Annotated in this window: 8 protein-coding genes; 6 read left to right on the top strand and 2 right to left on the bottom strand. The window is 32.5% G+C overall.

Translation table 11 applies throughout. The features are described 5' to 3' along the window. The first annotated feature begins 45 nt into the window (after positions 1–45). The 4 genes from recJ to ACIQ7L_RS26465 all read left to right on the top strand — a co-directional run bounded on the left by recJ (position 46) and on the right by ACIQ7L_RS26465 (position 7,914). A complete protein-coding gene (recJ, locus tag ACIQ7L_RS26480) occupies positions 46–1,518 on the top strand; it encodes a single-stranded-DNA-specific exonuclease RecJ (protein ID WP_400572975.1) in 1,473 nt (490 codons plus the stop codon). Positions 1,519–1,821: 303 nt separating this feature from the next. Then, a complete protein-coding gene (locus ACIQ7L_RS26475; RefSeq protein ID WP_400572973.1) occupies positions 1,822–3,393 on the top strand; it encodes a stalk domain-containing protein in 1,572 nt (523 codons plus the stop codon). 203 nt (positions 3,394–3,596) lie between these two features. Continuing rightward, positions 3,597–4,676 (top strand): hypothetical protein, encoded by a 1,080-nt coding sequence (locus ACIQ7L_RS26470; RefSeq protein WP_400572971.1) that lies wholly within the window; start codon positions 3,597–3,599, stop codon positions 4,674–4,676. A gap of 226 nt (positions 4,677–4,902) precedes the next feature. Next, positions 4,903–7,914 carry a hypothetical protein gene (locus ACIQ7L_RS26465; RefSeq protein WP_400572969.1) on the top strand — a complete coding sequence of 1,004 codons (3,012 nt, stop codon included), beginning with the start codon at positions 4,903–4,905 and terminating at the stop codon, positions 7,912–7,914. Positions 7,915–7,956: 42 nt separating this feature from the next. Here ACIQ7L_RS26465 and ACIQ7L_RS26460 read toward each other — a convergent pair whose 3' ends face one another. Continuing rightward, positions 7,957–8,955: an S-layer homology domain-containing protein gene (locus ACIQ7L_RS26460; protein WP_400572967.1), complete on the bottom strand. Its 999-nt coding sequence runs from the start codon at positions 8,953–8,955 to the stop codon at positions 7,957–7,959. A gap of 199 nt (positions 8,956–9,154) precedes the next feature. Then, positions 9,155–9,622, bottom strand: a complete 468-nt coding sequence (locus ACIQ7L_RS26455) for a macro domain-containing protein (protein WP_400572965.1) — start codon at positions 9,620–9,622, stop codon at positions 9,155–9,157. A 231-nt stretch (positions 9,623–9,853) separates the two neighbouring features. Here ACIQ7L_RS26455 and ACIQ7L_RS26450 point away from each other — a divergent pair, with 231 nt between their 5' ends. Both ACIQ7L_RS26450 and ACIQ7L_RS26445 read left to right on the top strand, forming a co-directional pair. Beyond that, on the top strand, positions 9,854–11,365 hold the full coding sequence (locus ACIQ7L_RS26450; protein WP_400572963.1) for a cell shape-determining protein: 1,512 nt from the start codon (positions 9,854–9,856) through the stop codon (positions 11,363–11,365). 50 nt (positions 11,366–11,415) lie between these two features. After that, a complete protein-coding gene (locus tag ACIQ7L_RS26445; RefSeq protein ID WP_400572961.1) occupies positions 11,416–12,102 on the top strand; it encodes a methyltransferase domain-containing protein in 687 nt (228 codons plus the stop codon). Positions 12,103–12,171 lie beyond the last annotated feature (69 nt).

Below are 12,171 nucleotides of genomic sequence, written 5' to 3'. Positions count from 1 at the left end.
CCGATGGAACGCCGTGTGAGGTGAAAATCTCACGCACGGTGTGAAGTGGGGGAAAAGCCAGAGATAACATCAAAAGCTTACCTATCACTATACGGTGTTTCAGCAACCGCAATTGCTGTCTTAGCTTTAAGGAATTTAGGATTGAAAGTTAGTTACTTTGTTAACAATAGATTCAAGCATGGATATGGCATGAACGTGAGTGGTTTAGAGGATATGATGAAAAAGTATCCCGATGTAGATGTGGTACTAACTGTTGATAATGGAATTGTGGCATATGAGGGTATTAAGAAAGCGAAAGAATTAGGGTTAACAGTAATCGTTACAGACCACCATGACCCAGGAGACCATCTTCCAGAAGGAGCGGATGCAGTTGTAAATCCCAAAAGGCATGATTGTGAGTATCCTTTTAAAGGTCTTTGTGGAGCGAGTGTTATCTATAAAGTAATGCTTCAACTCTATTGGGAGTTAGACAAGGATTTAGACTACGTACAAGATATGCTTGATATTGTGGGAGTTGCAACAGTAGGAGATATTATGCCTCTTGTTGATGAGAATAGAGTGTTTGTATCAGAAAGTATTCGACAAGTCAAACGTGCCGAAAGACATGTATTCAAAGTATTACAAGAGAAAACAGGAGTTAAGGAGATTACGGAAGAGACATACGGATTCAAATATGTCCCTATGATTAATGCGTTGGGTCGAATCACTGGTGATGTTGATGAAGCTATTGAAATGTTTGTTTCTCAAGATAAAGAGAAGATTCCTGAGATTGTAGATAAAGTTATTGAGACAAATGAATATCGTAAAAAACTCACAGAGGAACAAGAAGAGTTAGCAATTCAAATGGTAGAAGAGAAAGGTGTAAAACCCGTAATTGTTATCTATCATCCTTCTTTCCATGAAGGGATTGTAGGCTTGATTGCAGGTAGGTTAAAAGAAAGGTATTTTAGACCTGTGATTGTTCTTGCAAAAGGGCATGGATTTATTAAAGGTTCAGCTCGTAGTATTCCTAAATTCCATATCAAGAAAGCCTTTGATGAAACAAAGGAATATTTAATTGGTTATGGTGGGCATCCGATGGCAGGGGGCTTATCTTTAAAAGAAGAAGACTTAGAAACCTTTGAAGAGAAAATTTGTAGACTTGCTGAATCACAGTTAACAGAGAGTGATTTCATACCTCGTATCATGGTTGATACAGTGGTAGAACCTAAAGATGTTACAACTGAACTGGTAGAAGAATTAGAAGTGCTGAAGCCATTTGGAGAGGCATTTGCTAAACCGAATTTCGGACTGAAAGGTTTCAAGGTAGATTCTGTATATTATATGGGACAAAATAAAAATCATCTTAAATTAAAAGAGAAGAAATTAGAAATCATCATGTTCAATCGAGCTGATATCTATAAAGATATGAGAGAACCTAAGAATATAAAAGCATTAGGTTACCCTTCTCTCAATATATGGAATAACAATGTTACCGTGCAGTTTAATGTAAAAGATACGAATATTGTGGGTTTTTAGAAGTATGCCTTATTCCTCTTGAAGGGATAAGGTTTTTTAGCGTTAATTGGATTATTTTAGCGAATGTTGAAGTGAATTGATAGATTGTAAGAGGAAATTAGTTGAACAAAAAATAAAATAAGTTATAGATGATAGAAAATATTTGTATCATCATATAATATAAGTTACTATTTCTTGCTAATAATAGATAGTGCAAATTATATATAGTTTTATTTCATTTTGTTTAATAAAATAAAATACAGAAAAATGATGATGGATTGTGATTTATAGCTTATAAAATATGAAATGAAAGAGGGGGAGAATATGAAGAAGAAATTAGTATCAATTCTTTCAGTTGGTGTCATAGCAAGTGGTTTTGTGGGGAATATGACAGTGGCTCATGCAGAAGGCGAGTCAAATGAGGTACAAGTCAAAAAAACTTTTAGTAAAGAAACAATTGACCAAGCAATGGAATTAATGAAAATAATTGATAATGCAGAACAAACAATGACAATGGAAGATATTGATGATGCTATAACCGCTTTTGTAGATATGCATAAATCATTAGGAAATAAAGATTTTATACTACATCAAAGTGGTGATATTTATGACCAAGCATTTTTTAAATTGTACAATACAATAAATACTTTAAATGGTGCGGAAAAGAACGAAAAGATTGTTTTGTTCCATAATGAATTGACAAGTCTAATCAAGATGGGAACAAGTACGTTTTATAAAGAATACCTCTTTTATATAAACAATAAAAATGAAATCCCTGAAATTAAAGATACTTTAAACAAGAATGTTTCGGAAATTCAATACATAATCACAGCACCTCCTGATATGGAAGTTATGAATCCAGATGGTTCAATAAAAGAGCTTGAAGCACCTACAAGAGAACAACTTGATAAAGTAATTGAAAGTGGAAGGAATACAGCTTTTCCAGATGATTCAGAATCTCAAGTTGCAGAGCAACCGAAGGCAGAGCCTATTCGTTCTCAAACCATAAATTATAAGCAAGAGGGTAGTATGTGCTATAAGATAACAACATTTTATGCAGATGGAGCACAAGAAAGACAGGAGAAAAGTGAAGCACCTAAAATGGATTATGTGTATTGTGGCATATTAGATTATGTTGACTATGGTAGTAAAAATGTACAGCAAAAAATCCCTGATAATTGGGATTATCTTGTAAAAGCTCAGAATTCGGAAAGTAATTTAACCTTACAATACACAATTGATAGACAGAGCCAAAAACCATATTACTATGATACAGGCATTCGTGTCTCATTAAGTGGAACCGCTTCTTATGAGCAGTTTAAAGATATTCTTTATCAAGTAGCTGTAAAATCAAAGGGACATGTAGTAGAAGATAAAGGGAAGGTCCTGGCTATTGTTGAAGGAAAACCAATTCTTATTAAAGATATTAAAAACGAATATTCAAAAGAAGAAATAGAATCTATCTTTAAAAATTTTAAGAAGGTCGATGTAAGAATCATGGAAACAAGGATTGGTAAATCTCAAAGCTTAGAAGAACGAATTGTAAGTAAGCAAGCTAAGAATGTACAAATTGATGAGAAAATGATTGAGTTAAAAACGAATCCAATTGTAAAAGATGAAAGGGTCTTATTGCCTGTAGAACAAATAGCCAAAGAACTTGGTGCTACTATTGAAAGAAAGGGAGATATTCTGACATTAAAGAAAGGTAATAATGTTGTTGTGTATCGAGACAAAAAAGACTTCATCACACTTAATAGTAGAGATGTACAAACCGTTACAAGTCCAGAATATAAAAATGATATATTTATGGGAGAAATTCAAGAAATGGTAGAACTTTTTGGCTACAATATGATTTGGGATGGCGAAACATCTACCATTCAAATCAAGAAAAAATAGTGTATAAACAAAAAGAGAGATTGTATTCAATTTACAATCTCTCTTTTAATAACAACAAAAGTGTATAAATAAATCTATTATAAAATATGATGCACATAATATAAAAAGAAATAAATGGTGGTGATTAATGTAAAGTATATTTTACTTATAATTAGTAAATGTGTATAATATAGTTAATGAAAAAATTAAGGGAGATGGATGAGATGAAACAAAGAAAAAGAATGATTTCTTTATTAGCAACAGGAGTAATTCTGACATCAGGAATTCCTGCTTCGGTTCATGCTGATACTGAAAAAAAAGAAATCAAAATTCAAGAGATGCAAGGGGAAAAAGTAATCCCTATGAATGAATTAATACATCAGATGGGAGGGCAAGTTCAAGAAGGTAGTGATGAGGATGGTGATTACAAAGTTTTCATTGTGGGAGACAAATCTATAAAAATCCATGAAAAGCAATCTTGTGCTTTTGTTAACGGGGAGATTCAACCCTATAAAAAAGAAAGAATAAATGGATTTACATTTCCTACTTATTGGGAACCTATATATACATCTGAGGATGTAATGGTTCCTGCTGATTTTATTGCAGATGCATTACATATCAAAATGAATGGAAGTAATATTGAATTTGATGTTGAAAAGAAAAAAGAAGAACCAAAAGATAGTAATACAACTGCACATCCTGCGAATGAAGATAATAAAGCTACAAATCAATTAAAGAAAGATAGTGAAAACACATCGAACGAAGTCCGTCAAAACAATGAAAAACAGAATGAGTCAAAACAAAAAGATGTCGTAAAAGAAAATAAAGACAAAGATACAAACAAACAACCCAATAACCATGTAAACAATGAGAAAAATAATAATCAGGAACAAAAGAATCAAAACGAACCGAATACTGAGCAAAACAATCAAGCTTCACAAGAAAAAGTATATACAGCTCCTGAGGTGAAGCAATTAGCATATTCCGTAGGTTTTGTGGATAGCGAAAAAGGACTGAAATTTAATCCTTATGGAAAAGATGGGGATGACATGTTTATTGTTGCTGATTTGTTTACACCAGGTAATGGTGCGTGGGATGTAAAAATGTTTATTTATAATAATAACAACTCTATCAATGAGCCTTTAAAAGTTTTATTAAATAAAATGCTACCTACACAAGGAAATAAATTATATTCAATATTAGATACCCCTGGAATTCAGTCTCAAGAATTACTGTTAGATGGACGTAAAATAAAAATCGAAAAAAACAAAGATTTAGCTATTCTTTTTGGTCCAATTCAATGATAAATGTCGAAATGTCATGTTTCATGTGAAACATTGTCAAATATATTCTTTTAAATTTTAAGAGTGTCTACTTAAGGCACTCTTTTTTGCATAAAACCGATTAAGTGTTAAAAAGGTGATTAATATTGTTATAAGTTTCATATCAATGTAACTATAATGAAATATTAAATATGATAACAAATTGATTGACATAAATAGAAACAGTAATCGAAAGGGGATGTCTGGAATGAACGGAAAAAACGTGGCTATGGGTGTAAGTGGTTTATCATTAGGCTTATTAGCTTTATTAGCAAATCCTATACAAGTTCATGCTATAGATAGTATAGAAGATGGGGTTAATACTACTCTTGAGCCAGTCTGGGATGGTGTCCCTCAACACTTGATAGGAAGAATCAAACCACCAATGATGAAATTTACTGATAAAGATGGGTATCGAAAAGCCTGGTATGAACGAAACGATGAAAATATTTTATTTAGAACAAATTACAATGGAGTTGTCTTTTATTCCCCTGTTCCACCTAAACAGTTAGAATATATGACAGGTATGCGGTCTTACTTTTATAATTTAGAGAATTTTAATATGAATGATAGAGAACTTGGTTCTGGTGCATCGAGAGCAGAAAGGCATGATTGGGATTATCCAAATTTCAAAGTGAAGTCTACTGTACTTAACCAAACGAGTAGACAATATCTTCGAGCACCTAATTATTATAATGAATATGAGGAATATAGAGGTGTTAGTGGTGAGTGGAGACACTTAGGATATACTACATATGGTAGTGCTGTTGAAAATCCTTATTTTCCTCCTGACTATTTTACAAATGACACACCAGGTAGCTATCCTTGGGATTTAGAACCTTACAATCTTGGTTCTAAATGGCTTCCTGGAGGTATGTCAGTTTGGGATAATCCATATAATGAAAGGTTATTCCCTAAAAAAATAGAAGCAATAGAAAGATTGTTAGACCAAGAGCCATCTATGAAAATTTTAGACCCGAATCCGTATTATTGGGCAGATAGGTTATCTTTAATTTCGGACCCTGATGAAGAAACGGCTGTTTTTAAAGGCACAAGACAAGGTGGACGTAAATATAGAACGCTGACTGTTAAATCTGATAAGCCTAAAAATCTAAGAATTACAGATTATACTATCCTTGATAATGGGGGGAATGTTGTAGCTACCTTCTCAAGAAGAGATGGAGTGGATATGGGAAGTTCAAAAGTTTTCAAGAAATTAGTGCGGGGAGACAGTTACAAACTCGTTGTTCGAGTTAAAAATGATTCAAATGAAGTTACTACATTTAATCCAACTAAGGTGGATATTGGATATAGTTTAAATTCTACCGCATTGAGAAAAGGTATTAATAATTGGAATACAACATTGTCAGAAGATACGACTCTTAATCCTGGTCAAACAATTACCTTTACCTATGATAACCTTGCAATTTCTGAAAATGCAAAAAAATATATAGGGTTATCAGCGAGTATTAATAAAGACCATTTCTTGGCAGGAGATAATGTGAACCCTAATGACGATGATGCACAGTTGATTGTAGAAGTCCAAGGTTCAGGTAATATGAAAGCTGAAAATATTGTTTTGATTGATAGGGATGGAAGAGAAGTAGCAAAACCAATTCCAGGTGAAGACTATAAAATAAAATATAAATTTGTATATCGAGGTGAAGACATCAGAGAACCTGTATATAGGTCAATAGATGTCTGTGATTCTCGTGATGATAAGGGTAGTTGTACTCGTTGGGGTACAAAAAAAGTCTTTGACCATTGGTTTTATCCAGAGGTAAATATTGATGCTTTTTATGCTATTGATAGAAAATTACCTAAAGGAGAAGGGGATGTAATTAATGGTCATCTATCACAACAAATGCAATTACGAAATGGTACAAGATTTGAATTTATTACGCCTGAATACACGACTTACGAAATTCCTATTATTTCGACTTCTATAAGGACAAGCTTAGATAATAATTATGACTATGCTAACATGGATAAGGAAGATGACACAGCTAAGAAATCTTGGCATAGTTTATATAACTACAAAGTTAAAAATGTTGAGCTCTTACCTAAAACTGAGAGACCTACAGAAGCGGGTTATCAAACATTTGCTGTAAAATTTGATGTGGAAAATCAAGTTCCTTCTGAAGTTAAGGATTTTGAAAAAGACATTAAAATCGGAATTACAATTAATGGGCAAAAATATTTATTTGATGAACATGTTCGTATGGGAGAAAATAAAAATATTGTGAAAGAAGTAAAAGTATGGGTTGGCCCTAAAACAATGTCTAAAGTAGATGCTCAAGTCTATGTAAATATTGATAAAAATGCATGGGAAGAAGATTTGCCTACTCAAGCAGATAACAAAGAAGACACAGACAAAATCATTACAGGTACTGATAAAACCGCAGGGGCAAAAATTGAAAAACCATTTAATCCTTTTGAGAAAGCATGTTCTCTCGGGAAAAATACAGAAAATAAATGGAATCAATATTATAATCTCCATGAATGGACTGGAGATTTAAAAAGATATTCTGCTAATGGTAAGTCATATGAATTCTATAAATATAAAGGAGGAAAAACAGAATCTCAAAACATCAAGCAACAAGAGGAGTATAAGATTAATAACGTCTTATTTAAATCTAAGCTAACAGAAGATTTGAAACTTGGTGCGAAACAAGATGGATGGGTTGATTTAGCAAAAGGAGAAGTTGGTAAAATAAAAGCAGGATATGGTTATGAATTGAAAGTAGATGTAGAGTACAATACAGATGCTTTTAAAACAGAGCCAAAACCTTGGGCTTTAAATGGTGCAGGACAATGGGTACGTCCTACTCATGTAGAACCAAATATCCCAAATGAACTATATGTAAAAACTCCTGATGGAAAAATTTTATCTGTTTCTGGTGTGCATGGAACAAATGCAGGTCTTGATGTAAAAAGGGAAGGAGATAAAAATAAAGTACTTATGACGTATACGATTAAACCTAAAGACACGTTAGGTATTAAGAAAGCTCCTAAAATTTATGTTGACCCAAATACAAAAGACGGTGTGTATAATCTACAAGTATTCACGCCAGAAATTAACGGTTTGGCAACAAAATCAAAAATGGAGGGTGGCGTTTTAAAAAGTGTTGGAAATATGTTGTGTGATAATCTTACTGGTTTAAAACTGGAAGTTGCAGGTAGCTCAACAGATGATTTAAAAGGACATATTGCTCAATAAAAAAAGAGGTTGGGAAATTCCCAATCTCTTTTTTGTTATAAATTATTTTTTAGCTCCGAACAAGATACTCATACCTGCCTGTCTTTTAACTTCTACGGTTCTACCATCTAATTCGAAAGTTTGTTCCTTAGGTCCTTTGTTGTTAATGATGTTGAATAGATAATCACTTTGTGTAGGTAAAAGAGTATTGAACATTTGTTTAACAGGTTCGTCTAATACAGAATCTCCACTGTAAATAAACATCTTAACTTCCCACTGTTCTCCTTCATGAACAAATAAATCCATCAGGTTAAACATAGAATCTCCTTCTGCACCATATAAGTTATAAGTATAACCTGTACCATTAGGGAAGAACCCATAAGATTGAGCTACATTTTTTACTTGTGACAATTCACTATTTTTCTCTTTTTCAGGAATTGGTTCTGGTACAAAGTTTGGGTCTACAAAGATTGCTTTATACATGAATTTTGCAAATTGTTCCCTTGTTACATTCATTTCTCCATCATATTGATAGCTTCCAATTCCGACTGTTACACCATTACTATATAGTGCACGAACATTGTCTTTAGCCCAATGATTATCTGGGATATCATGGAAAGTATCGTTTGTTTTTGCATCTAAATTAAAGGCTTTTTGTAAAATGACTGCCATTTCATATCGAGTTAGTGTATCGTCTGGTCTAAATTTATCAGTATTGTCACCATTCATAATCCCTGCTTGGGAAACCGCTTTAATGCTGTTTTCAAACATATGTCCTTCAATATCTGAAAAGTGCTTGACTTCACTTCCATCGTAATTCAAATTTAGGTATCTTGCGATAATAGCAGTTACTTGACCACGAGTTACATTATCCCCAAATCCATAAGCCCCATTACCATAACCTAAAACTACTCCCTTATCAGCTAAATAGTTAATAGAGTTTTCAGACCAATGTCCACTTGGCACATCGTTAAAATGTGTAGTTTGTGCCTGAGTTGTAGCTGTTGCTCCAAATAGAGTTGCAGTAATTAAACCAGTTGCAAGTACGTTTTTAAAATTCATTATTAATTCCTCCTAATATGTAAAAAAAGTTTTTTAGTTTATAAATTTAATTTGTTAAGTGATAATTTATTGTTTTGCTTATCCTCATAAATTATTATATCAATTTAAATCTATTACGTCAATTATTTTTTACAAGAAATATAATAAATGTTTTTATGACCCCGCAAACAAAAAAAGGCGATAGGAAAGACGAGATTCTTTATTTATACTTTACGATTATTACATCTAATTCCGTAGAAAACTTCTGACATTCTTCCTTTATTAATTCAATGCACGTTTCCTCGCTGAATTTTCCTGCTCCACAACCAATAAGAGGAATTGCGATAGTTGTAAAGGAATGTTTTATGCATAGTGCTATAGCATTTCTCGTTGATAGTCTAATAGCTTTTTCTGAAGAATTCCAAAGTATCCCGATTCCTGCTACATGTATAATCCCTTTGCATTTCAAATTCCCTGCTGAAGTCAATACAGCCTCTCCTAAAGATAATAGTCCTCTTTTTTGAACTTCTTTAAAGGGCTTATATCCTGCTTTTTTCTTAATTGATTTTGAAACACCATGCGGGAGCAATAACCAATAAGGTATGAAATTACGATTCCATGCATTAACTATTACATCTACTGTCACAGCAAAATCTGTTATATCTCCTGTCTGTATTGAAATTTTCATTATAACAGCCTCCTTTGATTTTGTTTAATAAATATCATATTGTATCAACTATAGTCAATGTGGTATTATTTTATTAACAATTAAATATATAGGAAGGTTGTGCTTTTTTACATGAATGATAAGCGTTATTTTTTGAAGGGATTTGTGTGTAGTCTTGTTTTTACACTGATTGTATTTGGGGTATATTCTTATTTCAATACAAGTCCGTTTCATTTTAGGTGGGGAAGTAAGATGAATGTATTCTTGCTTATCTTTATTTTCTTTAGTGGGATGTTTTCTTATCTTTATAAGGATATTGATAAGGGAAAAATCTTTTCTGTAGGAACAATAGCTTTTTGTTTTTTAATTTTATCAAATGTTATTTTCTTTTGTATGACGACACCTATATTTCATAGTAAAGATTATCGAGAGTTAATCGGTAAAGTAGAAGAAAAGAAATTTGAAAAAGACGTGTCAAATGTTGACTTAAAAGAATTGCCGACAATTGATAAAGATTTAGCGAGAAATTATGCGGATAAAAAATTGGGAGAAATCCCTGCGTTAGGTAGTCAAATGGAAGTTGGCGATTTAACCATTCAGCAGATTAAAGGGAAACTTTATTATGTAGCTCCACTTGAACATACGGGTATTTTTAAATGGTTTAAAAACAGTAAAGGTACAAAAGGATACATAAAAGTAAGTGCAACAGATTCTCAAGATGTTCAATTGGTAACAAGTTTAAAGGGAAAAGACATTAACCTTAAATATTTGCCAAGTGCTTATTTCAATTCTAACCTTTATAGACACGCTTATATGAATAACCCAACAAAAGGTTTAAAGGGTTATACGTTCGAATTGGACGATGAAGGTAATCCTTATTGGGTGGCTTCCGTTCATAAACGAGTTATTGGGCGTTCTGGAGAGGTTGTCAGTGGAACACTTATTATCGATGCACAGACTGGAAAGATGAAAGAATACTCCATTAAAGATACTCCTAAATGGGTAGATATCATTCAACCTAAATCTACAGTAGCTGATTATTTAGATTATTGGGGAGAATATGTACATGGATACATTAACTTTTCAAATGAAGACAAGTTGAAAACGACAGAGGGAATGCAGGTCGTTTATAACAATGGAGAATGTTATTTTTATACAGGAATTTCCTCAGTAGGTAAAGATGAGTCTACAGTAGGTTTTGTCTTAGTGAATACTCGAACAGGCAAAACAAATTTCTATAAAGTTTCAGGTGCTACAGAGACAGCCAGTATGCAGTCAGCAGAGGGAAGTGTTCAACAGTTACGATATACAGCTACATTTCCAATTTTAATCAATGTACAAAGTGAGCCAACATACTTTTTAACATTAAAAGATAAAAAGGGGTTAGTTAAATCATACGGAATGGTGAATGTAGAGAATTACAACCTTGTAGCAGTTGGAGATACACTACAAGACACATTGAATAATTATATTAAATCTTTAGCAGGTAAAGGGTCTCATACGGATTTGAAGTCCACAGGAGTTGAAAAAAAAGAAATAGGAACTATCGAAAGAATTGGTTCTATTACAAATGAAAACAGACAAGTTTTTTATATTCTACTAAAAGAAAGACCAAACACACTATTAATGGTCCCATCTTCTATTTCTAAAGAATTACCATTGAGTAAAGAGGGAGATAAGGTTAAGTATACATATATTGACTTACCGAATATGAGTGGAATTACAGTTAAAGAATTTGAAAATGAAAACATGGATATAAAATAGGGAGATTTTTCTCCTTATTTTTGTTTTATCTAAAGAAAAGAGGTAGAAAAATGAAAGCAATTGAAACATGGTCTTTTAATGAAGAAACAACAAAAATATTTGATACTCATGTTCGACAGTCCGTGCCATCTTACGAAATGATGCAAGAGTTAATTTGTGGGATTGCTCAATTTTTTATAGAAGAAAATGGTGTTGTCGTTGACGTTGGGTGCTCTACAGGGGAAACCATTAAGCGACTAAAAGAAGTTATTCCTAAAACATTTTCAGCTTTTGGACTGGATACTTCCGAACCAATGATTAAGAAAGCAAAAGAAAAACTCTCTAATGCAGAAGATGTTTTCTTTTTAAATGCAGATATTTCAGAAGTGGCCTTGCCGAAAGCTGATGTTATTATCAGTTGTTTAACAAATCCGTTTGTTTCAATGAATAAGCGGAAGAAACATATAGAATCTTTAATCAGATTACTTAAAAAAGGTGGAGCCTTAATTCTTGTTGAAAAAGCATATGCAAAACATTCCATACATCAAGATATTTTCACTCAATTACACCATGATTTTAAAGAAGAACAAGGTTTTTCAAAAACAGAAATCAGAGATAAAGACAAATCTTTAAGAGGCATATTTCGAATAAACAATGCGGATGAAAATAAATTATTTTTAGAAAGCAAAGGGATGGTAGTGGATGAATTCTTTAAATGCTTAAATTTTGTTGGATATCTTGCGATTAAACAAGCTTAAACGCTTGTTTTTCTTATATATAAAAACTATCTTCACTATAATTTATTAACTTTAGTAAATGAAATTATA

Source organism: Bacillus sp. NPDC094106 (assembly GCF_044764345.1).
In the GTDB taxonomy this organism is placed as follows: domain Bacteria; phylum Bacillota; class Bacilli; order Bacillales; family Bacillaceae_G; genus Bacillus_A.
This window is presented reverse-complemented; position numbering and strand designations above follow the sequence as displayed.